Genomic DNA, 19,289 nt, shown 5'->3' with positions numbered 1-19,289 from the left:
ACGACCCGCGCGGGTTATTCACCGCAGCGGGTCGCCGGTAAGCTGTTGGGATTGGCTTGAGGCGGTCACTCTATGCGAATGGCCTCTGCAAACCTCCAATGTGTAGCGGAGTTCGCCAGGTCTTTAGAGCTGAACGCCCTAAGCCTCAGCCACCTCACGTTTATTACTACTACCATCAGAACTTTTCATATATGTTGGATCGCCCTCCTTTCCCGTGTAAGCACAGAATAATTCGCTGCTAATTGCAAAGTCAACAGGCAGAATCGGGTTACTAAACGAGAGCTCTCACCATGATTCTCTGTGGCTGCACCATAACTGCCGCTTGCAACTTCTGCGCTCGCGCGGGCGTAATAACAAGGTTCGCCAGCAGTCATAAATCTTGATGCCGACAGAAAATAAGACAGGCGCCGACATCCAGGCGCAGAAGCTCTCCCGCAACTACCGCATGGGCGAATCAGAGATTCGCGCAGTAAACGACGTGAGCTTCTCGATCGCGGCAGGGGAGTTCGTCGCATTGCTGGGTACTTCCGGATCAGGCAAGTCTTCCTTGCTGAACCTCATCGCCGGACTCGACACTCCAACAACAGGTTCAGTTGCAGTTGCCGGGCGCGATCTTGCTCGGATGTCTCGAGAGGAACTCGCTCGCTATCGCCGCAGCACGGTTGGCATGGTCTTCCAAGCATTCAATCTCGTCGCCGCGATGACTGTGCTGGAGAATGTGGAACTCCCCATGCGCTTTGCTGAAGTGCCCCGCGAGCAACGCCTGAGTCGCGCGCGGACTGCTCTCGAGCGTGTGGGACTTGGCCACCGCCTGGACCATCGTCCCTCAGAACTTTCTGGAGGCGAGCAGCAGCGAGCTTCCTTAGCGCGAGCGCTGGTGAATTCTCCACAGTTGTTGCTCGCAGATGAACCCACCGGCAACCTCGATAGCCGCACGGGAAGCGAAATCATGGATTTGATTCACACCATCCATGGCGAGGGCACGACCGTGTTGATGGTCACGCATGAGCGTTCTCTGGCAGAGCGATACGCTTCGCGCTTCATCTTTCTGCGCGACGGGAAACTCGTCGAGGATCCCTCCGAGGTGCCCGCATGAAGACCGGCGACCTGGTCGAGCTCGCCACGCGCAATCTGCGCGAGTCGGTGCTTCGCAATTCGCTCACGACGGTTGGCATCTCCGTCGGAGTGGCATCACTAGTAGCGATGCTTTCGCTGGGCATAGGACTGCAACGTCTCGCCGCCTCGCGGCTCGCAAAGTCAGGATTGTTCGACAGTATCTACGTGACTTCCGGCAGACGTGTGCAGGGACCGAACGGCCGCATGGAAAGAAGGAAGGGGCCGCCCCCTGCGCTGGATGAGCCAGCACGCCAGAAGATGGCGAGTTTTTCCGAGGTCTCCGAGGTCTATCCGGACATTCGCTTTCCTGCGGAAGTAAGACTGGACTCTGCCAGCACCGTTCAAGATCCTCCGGCGCAGGAGCCGCCCACAACGAAATCAGCTTCGCCAGAATCTAACGAATCCGGTGAGCGCGGCAGAACGCGCGAGTACCAGTTGGTCAGCGGGCTCCCGATGTCGGCCCGGCAACTCGAGACTTTCGACAACATGAAGGGCAAATACTTCTCTGCTCCAGACGCTGCCGAAGTAATTCTGCAAGCCGACGAGGCCAAAAGTCTGAGCGACAAGCCGGAAGACTTGATCGGCAAAGACATTGTGCTTCGTTATGCCTCTCGGCACTTGCTCAAAGACAATGAGGCCGCGTCCTCCGGCGCTTCTGAATTCGGCCCCGCCAGCGAATTGAGTGTCTATGCGGTGACGCCAGTGGAACGGAAGCTGAAGGTCGTTGGACTGGTTGAGTCGAAGGCCGATGCCGGAATACGTGGCGCGGGCAGCGCCGGGGCTTATGTTCCCGTCTCCTTCGCGCAGCAACTTGAGCCGATGCAGATGACGCAGGTTCGCCTGGCGGGCGATCGCGATCCCGTCTCGAACAGTTATCAGGCGCTGATCGTGCGAGTGGGCCGGTCTGCCCAAGTGGAACCAGTGGAAGACAAGATTAAGCAGCTCGGCTACAACACGTTTTCGCTGCTCGATGCTACCCGCAGCCTGCGGAAGTTCTTTGCCATCCTTGACATGTTCCTCGGTATCTTCGGCAGCCTCGCACTAGCCGTCGCGTCGCTGGGGATCATCAACACGCTGGTGATGTCGATCCTCGAGCGCCGCCGCGAGATTGGCATCATGAAGGCAATTGGAGCCAGCGACGGCGATGTGCAGAAGCTCTTCTTCGCAGAAGCTGGCGCTATGGGCATTTTCGGGGGAACGCTCGGGGTATTGCTTGGATGGATCATCGGCCGCGTTATTAACTTTGGCACTCGCGTCTATATGCAGCGCCAGCAACAGTTCACTCCAGACGATGTGTGGTTAGTGCCGCTGTGGCTGGTCTTGGGTGCAATTGGATTTTCGCTGGTGGTGAGTTTAGTTGCCGGGCTGTATCCTGCAGCGCGCGCGGCTCGCCTCGATCCCGTTCAGGCGTTACGTTACGATTGAACCAGAAAGGCGAACACGAAGGGCAGGAAGGCAACACAATAAGGTCACAAAGACTGCGGTAGGAATGCAGCAGTGCTCTCAATTTTCTTCGTGACCTTTTCTTTATCCTCGCGCCCTTCGTGTTCGCCTCTCCCGCGTAGGTTGAATAGAAGTCCAGGTTCTGCGACACTCAATCATGGAACCCCAGTCCATTGTCATTCTCGACTTTGGCTCGCAGTACACGCAGCTTATCGCGCGCAGAATTCGCGAACAGCGCGTCTTCTCTGTCGTTCTTCCTTGCACGGCCACGCTTGATGAAATCCAAAGCTATCGCCCTGCGGGAATCATTCTTTCGGGCGGGCCATGCTCGGTTTATGACGATGATGCTCCGCCGGCGGACGAGCGCGTGCTCTCGCTCGGCCTTCCCGTTTTGGGCATTTGTTACGGACTCCATTTCATCACTCATAAGCTCGGGGGAAAGGTTGTTCCCGGCCCGAAGCGCGAGTATGGACATGCGCAGGTCGAGGTCCTCGAACCTGAGTCTTCGCTCTTTCGCAATTTGCCGGCATCGCTTTCGGTATGGATGTCGCACGGAGATGAAGCGCGCGAACTGCCATCGGGCTTCCGAGTCGTAGCGAAAAGTTCCAGCGCACTAGCAGCAATCGAGAATCCGCAACGGAAGACGTGGGCGGTACAGTTCCATCCTGAAGTCCATCACACCAAACTCGGTACCGATCTGCTGCGCAATTTCGTCTTCGACATTTGCCATGCCGAGCCCAACTGGACCCCACAACGATTTATCGATGAAACCGTGGCTTCTATCAAGGAGACCGTAGGCGATGGACACGCAATCTGCGCGCTGTCAGGCGGCGTCGATTCCTCCGTTGCTGCAGTCCTGGTGCACCGCGCCATTGGCGATCGACTCACGTGCGTCTTCGTTAACAACGGCGTACTGCGCAAAGATGAGTTTCAGAAGGTTCAAGCCAACCTTCGCGACAGATTGGGCATGAATCTCGTGGCGGTCGATGCCAGTGATCGGTTCTTGTCGAAGCTCGCCGGAGTTACCGATCCCGAGAAGAAGCGCAAGATCATCGGCAACGAATTCATCGCGGTCTTCGACGATGAGGCCGAAAAGTTGATTCGAAGACATCAGCAGGAGAAGGCTTCGAACGGCCGCGGTGCGAAAAAAGCGGAGTTCCTGGTGCAAGGAACGTTGTACCCCGATGTAATCGAGTCCCGCTCGGTTCGCGGTCCGTCGCAAACGATCAAGACTCATCACAACGTCGGCGGACTGCCGGAGAAGATGAATCTGAAGCTGATCGAGCCTCTCAAAGATCTTTTCAAAGACGAAGTGCGCCGCATCGGACGCGATCTGCGTATGCCGGAGGAGATCCTTCAGCGTCAGCCGTTTCCCGGTCCGGGACTCGCCGTGCGCATTCTCGGGGAAGTCACTCCTGAGCGTGTGAAGCTGCTTCAGGATGCAGACGACATCGTGGTGTCTGAAATCAAGTCGGCCGGACTCTACAATCAGATCTGGCAATCGTTTGCCGTGCTGCTCCCGGTGATGTCGGTGGGAGTGATGGGCGACTATCGCACCTACGCGTACACGTGCGCGATCCGCGCTGTTCATTCTGAGGATGGCATGACTGCTGATTGGGTCCCGCTGCCCTACGAAGTGCTGCGCACGATCTCGAGCCGCATCGTGAACGAAGTTCGTGGAATTAACCGTGTGGTGTACGACATTACTTCAAAGCCGCCGGGAACGATTGAGTGGGAGTAACGCCACCTTACGTTCTTGTCATTCCGAGCGCAGCGAAGGAATCCCTATAGCTTTGTTACCATCTCACCATCCATGTCCTCTACTGGGGAAAACGTAGTCCGCATTGAAGCGGAAGCGCTCGTGGCCCTGGCCGAGCGCCTCGCTGGTCCTATGAAGGAGAGCTTTGAGCGGGCAGTGGATCTGCTGCATCGATGCACAGCTCGCGTTGTAGTCACTGGAATGGGTAAGAGTGGAATCATCGCGCAAAAAATCGCGGCGACACTCAGCTCCACCGGCACTCCATCGCTCTTCATGCACCCGGCGGAGGCTCTACACGGAGATCTTGGGATGGTCGCCACCGGAGACGTAGTTATCGCGCTCTCTTCCAGCGGCGAGACCGAAGAGTTGCTTAAATTGCTCGCCAAGATCAAACGGATCGGCGACGCCCTCATCTGCTTCACCTGCGATTTGCAGTCAACGCTGGCACAGGCTTCGGATGTAGTACTCGATTGTTCCGTCCCCCGCGAAGGATGCAATCTTGGACTCGCTCCTACGGCCAGCACGACGACGATGCTTGCTCTGGGGGACGCTGTCGCCGTCGCACTGGCGGAAAAGCGCGGATTCAAAGAAGAAGACTTCGCCGAATTGCATCCGGGTGGGAAGCTGGGCAAGCAACTGATGCGCGTCTCCGAGCTGATGCACGCCGGCGACGCCCTCCCGCGCGTTGCTCCTGACACCTCCATGCATGAGGTAATCTACGAAATGTCACGCAAGAAGCTGGGCATGACCACAGTCGCCCAAAATGGGAAGTTGCTAGGTGTGATCAGTGATGGCGATTTGCGACGATTGCTGGAGCACCGTGGTAAGGATGCGATGGACCTGAAGGCGGGCGAATGCATGACGCGTACCCCGGTTACCGTGCCTGCATCCACTTTCGCGATGACTGCCTTGAATCTGATGGAAGAACGCAAGATTACCTCCTTAGTTATCACCGCAGAGGATTCGCGTCTGTTGGGCGTCCTGCATCTGCACGATCTTTGGGGAACAGAGTCGATTTAGGTCAGTACCGCCCGCAGTAGCGGGTGGGTGAATGCGCACAATTCGCAAGCACAAGAAAAGGAAAGAACCATGTCTGCCCCCGATCCGCGCCAGGCACTGGAAGACTTGAACGACGAAACCCTACTTCCCAATCCCGTCAAAGTCCGTGACATGCTCTTCCACGCCGGGCTCGCGCCCGATCAGTCGCTAGAGTTGAATAGGCAGTTCACCGAATACCAGAAGCACTTCGGGGAAGCGCTGAAATTGGCCAAGCAGATTTTGGGCAAGCTCGCGAAATAGCCGACTAGGAACGCACGCAGCCGCTACCGACGCCGGTTCTGCAAACACCCGGTCGAGGGCGGCCGGAACCACGTTGAATCGTATTCCTTCGCTACAATAAATCTTTTACCTTACAGCTCACGGAGCCACATGCATCGCTGGTCTCAACTGTTTATTCCCACGCTGCGCGAAGCGCCTGCCGAGGCCGAGGTCGCCAGCCACAAATTTCTCGTTCGCGCTGGATACATTCGCCAGCTCGCCTCCGGTATTTATTCCTATCTTTTTCTGGGACAGCGCTCGGTCAACAAGATCATCTCCATCGTTCGCGATGAGATGGACAAAATCGGACAGGAATTCCTTCTGCCGGCGCTGCATCCGCGCGAGTTGTGGGAATCGAGCGGACGCTGGTCAGTAATGGGCGACAACATGTTCCGCCTGAAAGACCGCGGTGGACGCGATCTTTGCCTGGGCATGACGCACGAAGAGGTCATGACCGAAATCGCCCGCAAGGAACTGCGCAGCTACAAGCAACTTCCTCAAATCTGGTACCAGATTCAGACGAAGTTTCGCGACGAGCCTCGTCCTAAATCGGGATTGTTGCGCGTGCGTCAGTTCATCATGAAGGATGCCTACTCCTTCGACATCGACGCGAGTGGGCTCGATCTGTCCTATCGGAAACACTACGACACGTACAGCGCGATCTTCACCCGCTGCGGGCTGAAATTCGTGGTCGTAGAGGCGCATTCTGGGGCAATGGGTGGATCACAGTCGCACGAATTCATGGTCTACACCGATGCCGGCGAAGACATGGTCGCGAGCTGTCCGAAGTGTGGTTATGCAGCGAACCTGGAGAAAGCTACGTCGAAGCTCGATCCCGTGGAAGATCTGAAGGCCTCGGGCAACGGCTCTCCCGAATTGGTCCACACGCCCGGAATGAAGACCATCGAAGAGGTCGCCAGGTATTTAGGCGTGTCTCCCAAACAGAAGATTAAAACGCTGGCTCTGGTTGGTACATGGGACGATAAGGACGGCAAGAAGGCGGATCGTCCGGTCGCGGTATTCGTGCGCGGTGACCACATGCTGAACGAAGCCAAACTTCTCGCCGTGCTTGGAGCGCGCGAAGTGCGCCCAATGCATGCGGAAGAGATCGAGAGCGCCTTCAAATCGCCTGCGGGATACCTAGGTCCTATCGGCGTCAATGGCTTGGAATTGGTCGTTGATAAGGCCCTCGAGGGCCGCACCAACCTCGTTGCAGGAGCTAACAAAGAGGACTATCACCTGCGTAACGTAACTCCCGGTCGTGATTTCGCGGTAAAACAATACGCAGACGTGCGAAACGTGGAGCCCGGCGAAGCCTGTCCGAACTGCGGAACGCCGATCGTAGTGGCAAAAGCCGTCGAGATTGGACATATCTTCAAGCTTGGCTACAAGTATTCCGAGTCGATGGGTGCGCGAGTGCTCGATCAGGCTGGGAAGGAGGTTGCGCCGATCATGGGCAGTTACGGCATTGGCATAGAACGGATTCTTACCTCGGCGATCGAGCAGAGCAATGACAACGATGGATTCTGGCTTCCCCGCAGGATTGCTCCTTTCGACGTGGTGGTGACGCCGACCAATGTCAGTGATTCAATCATTCGCGGCGCGGGGGAAGAGGTTTCTGCCAAGCTCGCCGCTGCAGGATTTGACGTGTTGCTTGACGATCGGGAGGACCGGGCCGGGGTAAAGTTCAAGGATGCTGACCTGGTGGGAATCCCATATCGAGTTAATGTTGGCAAGAAGGTTTCCGAGGGGAAAGTTGAGCTGGTACAACGCTCGACACGCCAATCCGTGGATGCTAGCATGAGCGAAATTACTGAAAAATTGCGGCAAATTACGCAATAAATCAGGCTCTGGCTCTCTGATTTCTAAGCAATGGCGAGACTCAAATCGCTCTTCGGCGTCTTTGTTGTAGTCGCGGTCGTCTACCTGCTATGGAAGATGATGCCGCCATATATTCAGGCATATCAGTTCCAGGAGGAGCTGCAGAGCATCTCGCGTAACAACGAGTACTCTCCGCTGGACGAAAACGCGATTCGCGGCGAGGTGAAGAAACAGATCGCCGAGATCGGAGTACCGGTGAATCCGGAACTTGTCTCGATTGCGAAGGGTGGAGGAGACTGCATCATCGGCGTGAACTATACGGTTCATGTTGATGCCATGATTCGTCCTTTCGACATGGACTTCCATCCCGCAGCCAAGAACGGAACGAAGATTGATCCGATCCCTAACCGTGTAATTCCCTAGGGGCAGCTAAGTAGCTTTGTTTTGCGTCTAATGGAACATAGCCGGTTCTCCATAGCCATCATCGGCCAGCTTTCGTCTAATCTATGTAGGTAGAAGTTTTCTTTACATTGGCCATCAAGCTAAAAATCCCCCGCGGGACAGGCATTCACGCTCGTCTTTCGCACCCGATAGTCAAGGCGTCGGTAGCGGCATTTATCGTCGTGTGCACCGTTCTGTTTGGCGTCTTCGCGTACTACTACGTCAAATATCAGAAAATCATTGATAAGCGCCTGAGTGGACCGATCTTTGCCAACTCGGCGAAGATCTACGCTGCCGCTGAGACGGTAAAGGTAGGCGAGGCGCTCAAGGTCAGCAGCATTGCCGTCGACCTTCGCCGCGCTGGGTACACTGAAGAGAGCGACCGCAACGGCTCGCGTGTAGGCACCTACAAGGAGGGCGCTTCTTATATCGAGGTAAACCCTGGCCCGGAGTCGTATCACACGCCTGAATCCGCGACCATTCATGTCAGCGACGGCAAGATAGATCGCATCACGCAGAAGAATGGCGGCGGGCTTGACGCTTACGAACTTGAGCCTCAGCTCGTTACCGGCCTGTTCGATCGCGAGAACCGATCCAAGCGCCGGCTCATCACCTACGAGGATATGCCGTCCATTCTGGTGAACGCGATCCTCTCCATCGAGGATCGCAGGTTCTTCCAGCATGGTGGTGTTAACTACCTACGCTTTATCGAAGCAGTCTTGATCGATCTGCGTTCCCGGCACAAGCAGGGCGGATCGACGCTGACCATGCAATTGGCGCGCGGCTTCTTCCTAACGCCCCAACAAACGATAAAGCGCAAGTTGACGGAGATGCTGATTGCCACCGAGCTGGAGCAGCGTCTCACCAAGAAGCAGATTCTCGAGCTCTACGTTAATCAAGTGGACATGGGCCAGCGCGGGTCCTTCACCATCAAAGGATTCGGCGAAGCGTCCCAAGCCTATTTCGGGAAAGATATCGGGGACCTCACTCTTCACGAAGCGGCGCTGCTGGCTGGGATCGTCAATGGCCCAACTTACTTCTCGCCATATCGTCACCCTGACCGTGCTGTGGAGCGTCGCAACATCGTGCTGCAGGCGATGGTCGACAATGAAGTGATCTCTCAAGCACAGGCAGATGCCGCCAAGGCTGCGCCACTGAAGCTGGCTCCTCCAAACGTGGAAGCTAGCGACGCGCCTTACTTCGTCGACATGGTTCGCGAGTCGCTGCTCTCGCAGTACAAAGATACTGAACTGAACGGAAACGGTTACCGCATTTACACCACGCTTGATCTGGATCTGCAACACGCTGCAGCTGAGGCCATTGATATTGGCATGAAGCAGGTGGACGAATTGGTCCGCAAGCAGCGCACGAAAAAAGTTCGAGAAGGGAAGGGCAAGAACGCGAAGATAGTCACCACCGTCCGGCCAGGACCCGACGCTCAAGTCGCGTTGGTGTGCATCGATCCCCATACCGGAGCCGTGCTCGCGCTTTCCGGTGGACGCAATTACGGCATGAGCCAGTTGAATCACTCTGTGGCGAGTCGTCCGACGGGATCTATCTTCAAGCCCTTCGTCTTCGCGACAGCCGTCAACACCGCGCTCAGTGGAGGACAGCCTGTCTTCACTCCGGCCACCATCGTCGACGATTCACCGACCGTCTTCCAATATGAAGACAAGGTCTATACACCCAAGAATTTTGAAGACAAGTACTACGGGCCCGTAAGCGCCAGCTTCGCCCTCGCGCATTCGCTGAACAACGCGACCATAAAAGTTGCGGAGATGATCGGCTACGACAAGGTTGTCGCTCTTGCCCGTTCGGCAGGAATCAAATCGGTCCGCGCGACACCGGCGATGGCTATCGGCTCCTACGATGCCACGCCGATGGATATGGCTGGGGCATACACGATTTTCGCTAATAACGGCACGCGCATCTCTCCCATCTTCGTCTCCTCGGTTCGGGATGCGAAAGGTGACATCCTGCAGGACTTCACTACGGATAGTCGTCAGGTGCTCGATCCACGCGTGGCCTATGTAACCACCACGATGATGGAAGGTGTGCTCAACTACGGTACTGCTGCCGCAGTTCGCGGCCGTGACGGCTTCACCGCCCCCGCGGCCGGAAAGACCGGTACGTCACACGACGCTTGGTTCGCCGGCTATACCACGAATTTGTTGTGCATTGTTTGGGTTGGCTATGACGATTACAGCGATCTGAAGCTGGAAGGCTCAAAAACGGCCGCGCCAATCTGGGCACAGTTCATGAAGCGCGCAACCGCCCTTCCGCAGTACAAGGACGGGGTTGGCCCGTTTAATCCTCCTGCGGGAGTGGTTGATGTAAGGCTCGATAAAGTAACGAATTACCTAGCCACCCCCGTCTGTCCAAACGATTACAATGCAGCCTTCATTGTCGGCACCGAGCCCAACCAGAACTGCGAAATGACCGCCGGCGACCAGCGAAATTTCTTCCAGAAGATCTTCGGGGTAGGGCCACATCCGAGTGCGCCACCTCCGGTGTCTAATCCTACTCAGCAGGCAGCCCAGCCACTTTCGTCCCCACCAGTAGTACAGTCGTCCCAGACGGCCCAAAGTACCGAGGACGAGAAGAAGAAAAAGGGCTTTTTTGGGAAGCTTTTTGGGGCAATTAAGGGGGATAATAAGGACCAAAATTCGCCGCCGAGTTCGCCGTCCCCGCCTGCACCAAGGTAGAACCCGCGACGGAAGTGACCTGGGAGGCCAACGATGTCTCGTGCACAGTTCGCTTTCGCGTTCGCACTCACCGCTGCCGCTTGTTGCTCAGCGCAAACTCAGATTCCTCTAAATGATAGTTCGTCAGTTACGATGACGACTCCAACAGCATTGCGCCGTATAGAACCACCGTCACCCAGCGCAACTGAGGCTCAGCTCGAGCAGCGTGGCGACATCCTACGTGCCGAAAAGTACTATGCTGACGCAATCGACTACTACGACGCGGCGATCCATAAGAGTTCTTCCCCGTCTCAGCTCTACAACAAACAGGGGATTGCGCAGCTCCAGATGCTGCACTTCAACGAAGCGAAGCATATGTTTGAGCGCGCGATTAAGGGCAATCCGCACTACCCCGAGGCCACGAACAATCTGGGAGTGGTCCACTACAACACGCGCAACTACGGCAAGTCCATCAAGCTTTATCGCAAAGCGATCGTTTTGAATCCGGAGTCGGCCAGCTTCCATAGCAACCTTGGTACTGCGTATTTCGCTACAAAAAAATACGACAAAGCAAGCCAGGAATACGCGACTGCGCTGTCGCTGGATCCGGAAATCTTTGAGCGCCACTCCCAGGCTGGGATCACTGCGCACATGTCGTCTCCGGAAGATCGCGCCCGTTATTCCTATGTGATGGCAAAGATGTTCGCCGGACGCGGGGATGCCGACCGATGTTTGCTGTACCTAAAGAAGGCGATGGAGGAAGGATTTAAGGTTGCAGAGAACTTCCAGAAGGATCAGGAGTTCGTAGGCTTCCGCAAGGATCCGCGCTTCTTGAGCCTACTCAATCACGGTCCTATGCCGCTGCCGGAATAAGTGGGGGGCGCGTTAGGCACCACAACACTTCTTGTACTTTTTCCCCGATCCACAAGGGCAGAGATCGTTACGCCCGACCTTTTCTCCGACGCGTCGTTGCTGAACTAGCTGCTCACCACCGCCGGCCATGCGTGCCTGCTGGAGCTCGCGTTCTTTCTTGCGCTTGAACTCTCGCTCCATGTCGTCCATCGACGTTGCTGTGCGATGCCGGTTCCCATTTCCGCTTGGAGGCGGACTAACCGGGCGCCTCGGATCAAACGGTACTCCGTCCATGGTGAGGCCGTCATCGCCAGCGCTCGGCGGCGGGCCCGATTCGATCACCTGCAAGAGATACAGATAACGGACCGTCTCTTCCTGGAAGCGCTGCATCATCGCTTCGAACATCTCGAAGGACTCGCGCTTATATTCAACCAAAGGATCGTGCTGCCCATATCCACGCAGGCCGATACCTTCTTTGAGGTGGTCCATGCTGAGCAGATGGTCTTTCCACTGGCCATCGAGCACGCTCAACATGATCATGCGCTCGTGATAGCGCATGGCCTCAGAGCCGATCAGTTTCTCCTTGGCTTCATAGCGCTGTTTGAGCTTTTCGAAGATCGCATCGCCCAATTCGGAACGATTCAACTTGTCGGGATCGACGCCTTCTGTGGCAAGATCCACGCCAAAGCGCGTGAACACTTGCTGTTTCAGCGCCGTGGTGTCCCATTGCTCCGCGTGCTGCTCACGCCGCGCGTATTGGTCTAGCAGGTCACCGACGATGCTCGAGACATAGTCTTCAAGGATCAGATCTTTCTGGTCGATTCCCTCGAGCAACTGATGGCGAAGACCATACACGGCCTCGCGCTGCTTGTTCATCACGTCGTCGTATTCGAGCAGGTGTTTGCGTGACTCGAAGTTCTGGCCTTCTACTGCTTTTTGTGCTGCCTCTATGCGCCGCGAGATGAGTTTGGATTCGATCGGCACACCCTCTTCCATTCCCAGTCGTTGAAGCAGGTTCGAGACCCACTCCTTGGCGAAGATGCGCATCAAGTCGTCTTCGAGTGAAAGATAAAAGCGGGAGGAGCCAGGATCGCCCTGGCGGCCAGCACGTCCGCGTAACTGGTTATCGATACGCCGCGATTCGTGCCGCTCAGTACCTAGAATGTGCAGTCCGCTCACGGCAATGACTTTCTCGTGCTCCGCCTGAATGTCGCGTTCATGCCGCGCCAGTGCTTCCTGCCAGTGCTGAATTTCAACCTCGTACTCAGCCCCCTGATAGTAGAAGCGCGTAAGGTTGGCGTTGGCAGCAATCGGTGCCAACTCTCCTTCGGCTGCTCCAACTGAACGCGCCAGGCCCCTCTTTAGTAGCTCCTGTTTGGCAAGAAACTCCGCGTTGCCTCCGAGCAAAATGTCAGTACCACGGCCGGCCATGTTGGTGGCGATCGTCACGGATCCGATTCGTCCTGCCTGAGCAACAATCTCGGCTTCCCGCTCGTGGTATTTAGCATTAAGCACAACGTGCTTCACGCCCTTTTTCTTGAGTAGTTCCGAAAGCCTCTCCGACTTCTCAATCGATGTGGTTCCCACCAGCACCGGACGCTGCTCAGCATTTACCTTCTGGATATCATCGGCAACCGCGAAATACTTTTCTTTCTCCGTGCGATACACGACGTCGGGATTTTCCAAGCGCAGGAGCGGTTTGTTGGTAGGGATTACAACGATCTCGAGCTTGTAGATCTTCTCGAACTCGGCTGCTTCGGTCTCCGCCGTGCCCGTCATGCCGGCCAGCTTCGTATACATGCGGAAGTAGTTCTGGAAGGAGATGGTCGCGAGCGTCTGGTTCTCGCGCTCGATTTTGACGTTTTCTTTGGCTTCAACCGCCTGGTGCAGTCCATCGGACCAGCGGCGCCCGGGCATCATGCGTCCGGTAAATTCGTCGACAATGATGACTTCGCCGTCTTTGATTACATATTCCGTATCGCGCCGGTAGAGCACGTGCGCCTTGATGGCGGTTTCGACATGATGCTTCCAGCCCCAGTTCTCGGGATCCGCGATGTTGCCGATGCCGAGCATCTTCTCAACCTTCTCCCAGCCCTGTTCCGTAACGGTAATCGTCCGGTGTTTCTCGTCGACGGCGTAATCGCCGGTAAAGATCGTTTCTTCGAGGCTCTTCTGAATCTCCTCACCCTTTTCCAAAGCAGGAATAATTCGATTCACCTTGTAGTACTTGTCCGTCGATTCCTCGCTCTGTCCAGCGATGATCAGAGGCGTACGCGCTTCGTCGATGAGGATCGAATCCACTTCGTCGACGATGGCGAAGTGATGCCCACGTTGCACGCAGTCCTTCAGATCGAACTTCATGTTGTCGCGCAGGTAGTCGAAGCCGAACTCGTTGTTGGTGCCGTAGGTGATGTCGGCGGCATACGCTTGGCGCCGCTCGTTGTCATCGAGGTCGTGGACGATAACGCCCACCGAGAGCCCTAGGGAGGTGTATAGCTTGCCCATCCACTCCGAGTCGCGCTTGGCGAGGTAGTCGTTCACGGTGACTACGTGAACTCCACGCCCGGCGAGCGCGTTCAGATAGACCGGAAGCGTAGCGACGAGAGTTTTACCTTCGCCGGTCTTCATCTCAGCGATCTTGCCCTGATGCAGGACGGTGCCGCCGATTAACTGGACGTCGAAGTGCCGCATGTTCAGCACGCGCCTTCCAGCCTCGCGGACTACGGCAAAGGCTTCGGGAAGAACCTCGTTCAACGCCTCTTCCAGGATTGGATCGCGCTTGGCCTTGGTGGATGTCGGCTCGACCGGCTGCTCATCTGCATCGTTTGGCGCGGACCGTTGTATCGACTCTTTGACGCGCTGGCGGAATTCCTCGGTCTTGGCCCGAAGCTCGGCATCCGAGAGCTTCTGCATCGCGGGCTCCAGTGCGTTAACCTGCGCAACAATGGGCCACAGGCGCTTCAGCTCGCGCTCAGTCTTAGTCCCGATAACCTTGGAGATGAGAAGTCCGATCAAAAGCTTTGTTCCTTTGGCCCGTTGGGCAGAGGCGGGGACACAAATTCACTGCACTAGAGACGATGCCCCTAGGCGTAGAGGTCCATGGAAAAGCCTAACACATCGGATGCTGGGGATTTGCCCAGGTCGCAGGGGTAACCTCACGCTAAAACCAGCCTATCCCCGAGCGAGCTGATTAGCATTTTTGCGCTCCTGCTCCTTCTTACGCAATTCGCGGCGTCGGCCCGCGTCCTCAAAGCGCCGCTTCTCCTCTTCCGTCTCAGGGACGACTGGTGGGACAGGTAAGCGGCATCCGCGATTATCGACCGCGACAAACGTGAGGTAAGCCGACGCGATATGCCGTCGTGTTCCGGCAATGTAATTCTCTACCCAACATTTCACGCCTACTTCCATCGAAGTATGAAAGGCCCGGTTCACCGACGAGCGCAGAATGAGCAAGTCGCCGACATGCACAGGAGCTAGGAAGTCGATGTGGTCCATGGAAGCCGTAACAACGTAGCTGCGGCTGTGTCGGTGTGCCGCCATTGCGCCGGCGATGTCGATAAAGTGCATGAGCCTGCCGCCGAGAAGATTGTTCAGAGGATTCGCATCGTTGGGGAGTACCACTTCGGCCATCTCCGACATGGAGTCCGACACTGGCCGCGGCTGCTTATGACCGTCAAGGCTTTCCATATGCGTCTAGAGTCGCAGGAATGGTGCGACGATTCAAGGGATTCAAGACATGGTCACCGAAGCCACACGCAACGCACGCGCTGCTGCTGATCGCTTCGCATCGGACTCTGGCGGCAAAGTGCGCTCCATTCGCCAAGCGAACCAGGGAGTATTTTCAATTTCACCTGGCGATCCGTCAGGAGGAACGGGAGAGGTGGGGGATGGCGGTTATAACTACATGGCGGACAGCAGCGTGATGAAGACCGTACGAGTCGTGACTTCAGTGCAGTATTACCTGGAAAAGTAATTCGTCGCGTCGAGTGCGCGCGAGTCAGAATCCTCGGCTGACCAGCTCCTCGACAGTCCAGCTTCGTGCCGTTCGCCGCTGCTTCTCTGCATAACGTGCCAGCACGTCCACTTCTACGTTGACCGGATCGCCTGGCTTTAACGTTCGCAGGTTGGTCGCCTGATACGTATGTGGAATGATGGCAATCGTGACGTGAGTTCCGGCGATGGCAGCCACAGTCAGGCTGATACCTTCCACAGTGATGGAACCTTTCTCAACCACATAGCGCGTGAGGCTCTGCGGAATCTCGATCTCTAACCAACGATCCTCTCTACCTGGAGCCGTCAGCTCGAATAGGACCAACCTGCCTGTGCCATCAACGTGGCCCTGAACGACGTGTCCTCCGAGCGGCGTGCCAGCAGGAGTGGGTAGCTCCAAATTCACGAGCGCTCCTGGAGCAAGGCAGGAGAGGGAAGTGCGGGCGATGGTCTCTTGTGCAAGATCGGCCTCGAAGGTGTTGTGGTCAGGCGATAACGCAGTGAGGCAGACTCCGCTTACCGCGATGCTGTCTCCCTCTTTCAATTGCGATGCCAGTCCCGGCGCAGAGACGCGGATGCGCGTCGCTCCACTCGCCTTGCCCAGCGAGGCAATTGTCCCGGTTTGTTCAACTAATCCCGTGAACATTTTCGTTTTGAGAACGCGTCTATTGCGTCGAAGATCCTAATCTTTCGTACGGATCTTTTATATAGCCCTCGACTGCAAAATCCTCTCCGAAGCGATGCAGGGAAATCGAGCGAACGCGGGCGGCTTCGCTGATGCGAGGGAAGCCTGGACCGCTGGCGAATGGCACTGATCCGGTTCCGGCAAGAATTTTGGGGGCGTAAAACAAGAACACTTTGTCGACAACATTTGCGGCAAGCGCGGTCCAATTCACGAGCGCACCGCCTTCGATAATCAGGCTTGTGATCTCCAACTCTCCGAGCCGCTGAATGATAGCGGCGATGTCGGGACGTCCGTCGAGCGCGCCCAACCTGACTTGTTCTACGCGAATGCCTCGTTCTTCAAGTTCACGACGCTTCTTCTCTTCCGCGAACGAGCAGAAGACGATCAGGTCGTTGTTCACTGTCTTCACGAGACGCGAGTCCAAGGGCAGGCGCAATTTGGAATCGCTTACAACGCGCAACAGCGGACGGCGTCGAGGCAAGCTTGTACGGTCGGTGAGCAGCGGATTGTCGGTGATGACTGTGTTCACGCCCACGAGGATTGCATCGGACGCGTGACGCAATTCTTGCACTTGAGCGCGAGCTTCGATACTGGTTATCCAGCCACCGGCTGCATCGCCCAAACCGACTTCGCCGCTCGGAGGTGTGTATGGCGGAGCTATCTTGCCATCGAGCGTCATCCCGGCCTTGAGCGTAACAAGCGGTGTTTTCGCGGTGATGTACTTCGCGAATCCCTCGTTTATCTTTCGGGCTTCAGACTCGAGCAGACCAGTGTGGACTTCGATGCCCGCTGTGCGCAATCGCTCGAATCCCTTGCCCGCAACGAGAGGATTGGGATCGGGCATGGCAGCATACACGCGCTTGATGTCGGCAGCGATTACTGCGTCGGCGCATGGCCCGGTGCGTCCGGTGTGCGAACAAGGTTCGAGATTCAAGTAGAGAGTTGCTCCGCGAGCGCGCTCTCCGGCCTGTTCGGCTGCGAGCACTTCTGCGTGCTTTAAGCCGTCATAAGTATGGAAGCCCTCGCCGACAATTTCCCCAGCAGAGCTTACGATTACCGCACCAACATGAGGGTTAGGAGAGGCGAGCGCGATACCTCGACGCGCCAATTCCAGTGCGCGACGCATGAAGCGCTCGTTGTCTTGCTGAGGCATGTTCCTTTATTCGAACAAAGAATCGACAAACGATTGCGAATCGAATGGCAGAAGGTCTCCTGCCTTCTCTCCTACACCGACGTACCGAACAGGAACGCCGAGTTCGCGCGAGATGGCAACTACTACTCCGCCTTTTGCCGTGCCATCGAGCTTCGTCAACACGATTCCGGTTACGCCTGCAGATTGCGTGAACTGACGCGCCTGCTGCAATCCGTTCTGCCCGGTGGTTGCGTCCATCACGAGTAGGGTTTCATGCGGCGAGTCAGGGATTACTTTCTGCGCTGTGCGGCGCATCTTCTCCAGCTCCGCCATCAGGTTCTGCTTGGTATGCAGCCGGCCAGCGGTATCAACGATCACATAGTCAGTTCCCCGCGCCTTCGCCGCACTCAGACTGTCGAAGAGTACAGCCGAGGGATCGCCGCCGGGTTTAGTCTTTATCACTTCCACTCCAGTTCGACTGCCCCAGACCTCCAACTGCTCGATCGCGGCAGCGCGAAACGTGTCGGCCGCGCAGAGCAAAACCGTTTTGCCCTGACTTCTCAGCAAACTTGCGAGCTTGCCGACTGTCGTCGTCTTACCGGTACCGTTCACGCCGACGATCAGTACCACTTCGGGACCGTCGACTCGGCGTAACGGCACATTCGATGCGCCGTTAAGGATCCCCGCGATCTGTTCCTTCAGTAGCCGCTTCAGTTCGTTCACATCGCCGATCTGCTTATGGGTGGCGCGCTCGCGCAGCGCTTCGAGGACCTCATGTGTGGTCGTCGTCCCGAGGTCGGCGGCAATCAGCGTGGCTTCGAGATCGTCGAGGGTATTGGCATCGATCTCTTTATTGAAAGCGACGATCTCCTCGATGCGATCGCTGAGGTTCTCGCGCGTGCGCGAGACCGCCTCCTTCATGCGATCCAGGAAGCCTGGCTTTTTGTTTTTTTCCTCGTCGAGGCTGCCGAACAGGGTCTGGATCATCAGGTCGAGCGCGACATCAACTTCTCAGGATGGTGCAGAGTTGTCGCGGTAACAGTTGATTATACGTGGGGGGTTATTTAGGAACTCGGCTCGGTCAGGATCTGCTTTAACATCTCCGGAGCGATGTTTCCTCCGCTGACGATTGCTACCGTCTTGCCGCTAGAAGGGAACTCACTTCGGTGGAACAGTACTGCTGCAAGCGGAACCGCACCGCTGGGTTCTGCTATTAAGTGCGCGTCGAATGCGAGGCGGCGGACGGCTTCGCGGATTTCGTCTTCGCTAACACTGATAAATCCGTCCACGTAGCGCTGAATATGTTCAAAGTTACACTCGCCGACGCTCTGCGTGCGGAGGCCGTCGGCGATGGTGCGGGTAGTTTCCTCGGCAGGGAAGGCGAGGCGCTCGCCGGCTTCGAAGCTGGCTTTGGCTTTGGCGCCTAGCTCTGACTCCACTCCATAAACCTTTGGACTCGGCCGCATGTTCTTCACCGCGGCAGCGATTCCGCTGATCATGCCTCCGCCGCCCACACAAACCAACACGCTAGTGGTCTCGGGCAAGTCGGTAAGAATTTCTAAGCCCATTGTGCCTTGCCCGGCGATGATGGCTTCATCGTCGTAGGGAGGCACGAGAGCGTATCCCTTTTGTTGCGCGAGTTCCTCAGCGCGCGCTTTGCGCTCGTCGCTCGACGGGCCGACGATCACGATTTCTGCTCCGAGAGCTCGGGTCTTCTCCAATTTGAGTTGTGGAGAGTTGTCGGGCATCACGATGGTGGCGTGGCAACCCATCGCACGGGCTGCATAGGCAACCCCCTGCGCATGATTTCCGCTGGAGTAGGCGATGACTCCGCGCTCACGCTGTCCTGGAGAAAACGTCGCGATCTTGTTGTAGGCGCCGCGTAGCTTAAATGAGCCAATCGGTTGAAGGTTCTCCGGTTTGAGATAAACTTCGCCCTCCCGGAATGAAACGCGTTGCAACGGCGTGCGTAGCGCGATTCCACGCAGCCGTTCCTGGGCTTGCTGAATCTTTTCGAGGGTGATCAAGACGCTTGCTCTCTACAGTTTG

General features: G+C 56.6%; 16 protein-coding genes. 10 read left to right on the top strand and 6 right to left on the bottom strand.

Annotation, left to right across the window (positions count from 1 at the left end):
- Positions 1-382 precede the first annotated feature (382 nt).
- The 9 genes from VNX88_00735 to VNX88_00695 all read left to right on the top strand — a co-directional run bounded on the left by VNX88_00735 (position 383) and on the right by VNX88_00695 (position 11,454).
- Entirely contained in the window at positions 383-1,096 is a 714-nt protein-coding gene (locus tag VNX88_00735; GenBank protein ID HWY67153.1) for an ABC transporter ATP-binding protein, read from the top strand.
- Entirely contained in the window at positions 1,093-2,541 is a 1,449-nt protein-coding gene (locus VNX88_00730) for an FtsX-like permease family protein (GenBank protein HWY67152.1), read from the top strand. Before VNX88_00735 ends, VNX88_00730 begins: the two co-directional genes overlap by 4 nt.
- 175 nt (positions 2,542-2,716) lie before the next feature.
- Positions 2,717-4,300, top strand: coding sequence for a glutamine-hydrolyzing GMP synthase (guaA, locus tag VNX88_00725; protein ID HWY67151.1), 1,584 nt, complete (start codon positions 2,717-2,719; stop codon positions 4,298-4,300).
- Between the two features lie 72 nt (positions 4,301-4,372).
- Complete coding sequence (locus tag VNX88_00720) at positions 4,373-5,338, top strand: KpsF/GutQ family sugar-phosphate isomerase (protein HWY67150.1); 966 nt, start codon at positions 4,373-4,375, stop codon at positions 5,336-5,338.
- 69 nt (positions 5,339-5,407) lie between these two features.
- A complete protein-coding gene (locus VNX88_00715; protein ID HWY67149.1) occupies positions 5,408-5,617 on the top strand; it encodes a hypothetical protein in 210 nt (69 codons plus the stop codon).
- 129 nt (positions 5,618-5,746) lie between these two features.
- Entirely contained in the window at positions 5,747-7,477 is a 1,731-nt protein-coding gene (locus tag VNX88_00710; protein ID HWY67148.1) for a proline--tRNA ligase, read from the top strand.
- A 30-nt stretch (positions 7,478-7,507) separates the two neighbouring features.
- Positions 7,508-7,879 (top strand): hypothetical protein, encoded by a 372-nt coding sequence (locus VNX88_00705; protein ID HWY67147.1) that lies wholly within the window; start codon positions 7,508-7,510, stop codon positions 7,877-7,879.
- A gap of 107 nt (positions 7,880-7,986) precedes the next feature.
- Positions 7,987-10,602, top strand: coding sequence for a PBP1A family penicillin-binding protein (locus tag VNX88_00700; GenBank protein ID HWY67146.1), 2,616 nt, complete (start codon positions 7,987-7,989; stop codon positions 10,600-10,602).
- A gap of 132 nt (positions 10,603-10,734) precedes the next feature.
- The gene (locus tag VNX88_00695; protein HWY67145.1) at positions 10,735-11,454 is read left to right on the top strand and encodes a tetratricopeptide repeat protein; all 720 of its coding nucleotides are present in this window, start codon (positions 10,735-10,737) and stop codon (positions 11,452-11,454) included.
- Positions 11,455-11,466: 12 nt separating this feature from the next.
- Here VNX88_00695 and secA read toward each other — a convergent pair whose 3' ends face one another.
- Both secA and VNX88_00685 read right to left on the bottom strand, forming a co-directional pair.
- Positions 11,467-14,448 carry a preprotein translocase subunit SecA gene (gene secA / locus VNX88_00690; protein ID HWY67144.1) on the bottom strand — a complete coding sequence of 994 codons (2,982 nt, stop codon included), beginning with the start codon at positions 14,446-14,448 and terminating at the stop codon, positions 11,467-11,469.
- Between the two features lie 156 nt (positions 14,449-14,604).
- Positions 14,605-15,120, bottom strand: coding sequence for an acyl-CoA thioesterase (locus VNX88_00685; GenBank protein HWY67143.1), 516 nt, complete (start codon positions 15,118-15,120; stop codon positions 14,605-14,607).
- A 49-nt stretch (positions 15,121-15,169) separates the two neighbouring features.
- Here VNX88_00685 and VNX88_00680 point away from each other — a divergent pair, with 49 nt between their 5' ends.
- Positions 15,170-15,406: a hypothetical protein gene (locus tag VNX88_00680; protein ID HWY67142.1), complete on the top strand. Its 237-nt coding sequence runs from the start codon at positions 15,170-15,172 to the stop codon at positions 15,404-15,406.
- Positions 15,407-15,430: 24 nt separating this feature from the next.
- Here VNX88_00680 and VNX88_00675 read toward each other — a convergent pair whose 3' ends face one another.
- The 4 genes from VNX88_00675 to VNX88_00660 all read right to left on the bottom strand — a co-directional run bounded on the left by VNX88_00675 (position 15,431) and on the right by VNX88_00660 (position 19,267).
- A complete protein-coding gene (locus VNX88_00675) occupies positions 15,431-16,069 on the bottom strand; it encodes a riboflavin synthase (GenBank protein ID HWY67141.1) in 639 nt (212 codons plus the stop codon).
- A gap of 19 nt (positions 16,070-16,088) precedes the next feature.
- The gene (ribD, locus tag VNX88_00670) at positions 16,089-17,261 is read right to left on the bottom strand and encodes a bifunctional diaminohydroxyphosphoribosylaminopyrimidine deaminase/5-amino-6-(5-phosphoribosylamino)uracil reductase RibD (protein ID HWY67140.1); all 1,173 of its coding nucleotides are present in this window, start codon (positions 17,259-17,261) and stop codon (positions 16,089-16,091) included.
- A 6-nt stretch (positions 17,262-17,267) separates the two neighbouring features.
- Entirely contained in the window at positions 17,268-18,227 is a 960-nt protein-coding gene (gene ftsY, locus VNX88_00665) for a signal recognition particle-docking protein FtsY (protein ID HWY67139.1), read from the bottom strand.
- Between the two features lie 77 nt (positions 18,228-18,304).
- On the bottom strand, positions 18,305-19,267 hold the full coding sequence (locus VNX88_00660) for a threonine/serine dehydratase (protein ID HWY67138.1): 963 nt from the start codon (positions 19,265-19,267) through the stop codon (positions 18,305-18,307).
- Between the last annotated feature and the right edge of the window lie 22 nt (positions 19,268-19,289).

The sequence above is a fragment of the Terriglobales bacterium genome (genome assembly GCA_035567895.1).
In the GTDB taxonomy this organism is placed as follows: Bacteria; Acidobacteriota; Terriglobia; order Terriglobales; family Acidobacteriaceae; genus Gp1-AA112.
The sequence above is the reverse complement of the archived record's forward strand: the minus strand, read 5'-3'. Positions and strand labels throughout refer to the sequence as shown.

What these genes read in the sequence shown, in the direction of transcription:
- VNX88_00735 (HWY67153.1), top strand. Translation starts at nt 383, where the DNA reads ATGCCGACAGAAAATAAGACAGGCGCCGACATCCAGGCGCAGAAGCTC.
- VNX88_00730 (HWY67152.1), top strand. Translation starts at nt 1,093, where the DNA reads ATGAAGACCGGCGACCTGGTCGAGCTCGCCACGCGCAATCTGCGCGAG.
- guaA (HWY67151.1), top strand. Translation starts at nt 2,717, where the DNA reads ATGGAACCCCAGTCCATTGTCATTCTCGACTTTGGCTCGCAGTACACG.
- VNX88_00720 (HWY67150.1), top strand. Translation starts at nt 4,373, where the DNA reads ATGTCCTCTACTGGGGAAAACGTAGTCCGCATTGAAGCGGAAGCGCTC.
- VNX88_00715 (HWY67149.1), top strand. Translation starts at nt 5,408, where the DNA reads ATGTCTGCCCCCGATCCGCGCCAGGCACTGGAAGACTTGAACGACGAA.
- VNX88_00710 (HWY67148.1), top strand. Translation starts at nt 5,747, where the DNA reads ATGCATCGCTGGTCTCAACTGTTTATTCCCACGCTGCGCGAAGCGCCT.
- VNX88_00705 (HWY67147.1), top strand. Translation starts at nt 7,508, where the DNA reads ATGGCGAGACTCAAATCGCTCTTCGGCGTCTTTGTTGTAGTCGCGGTC.
- VNX88_00695 (HWY67145.1), top strand. Translation starts at nt 10,735, where the DNA reads ATGACGACTCCAACAGCATTGCGCCGTATAGAACCACCGTCACCCAGC.
- VNX88_00685 (HWY67143.1), bottom strand. Translation starts at nt 15,120, where the DNA reads ATGGAAAGCCTTGACGGTCATAAGCAGCCGCGGCCAGTGTCGGACTCC.
- VNX88_00680 (HWY67142.1), top strand. Translation starts at nt 15,170, where the DNA reads ATGGTCACCGAAGCCACACGCAACGCACGCGCTGCTGCTGATCGCTTC.
- VNX88_00675 (HWY67141.1), bottom strand. Translation starts at nt 16,069, where the DNA reads ATGTTCACGGGATTAGTTGAACAAACCGGGACAATTGCCTCGCTGGGC.
- ribD (HWY67140.1), bottom strand. Translation starts at nt 17,261, where the DNA reads ATGCCTCAGCAAGACAACGAGCGCTTCATGCGTCGCGCACTGGAATTG.
- ftsY (HWY67139.1), bottom strand. Translation starts at nt 18,227, where the DNA reads ATGATCCAGACCCTGTTCGGCAGCCTCGACGAGGAAAAAAACAAAAAG.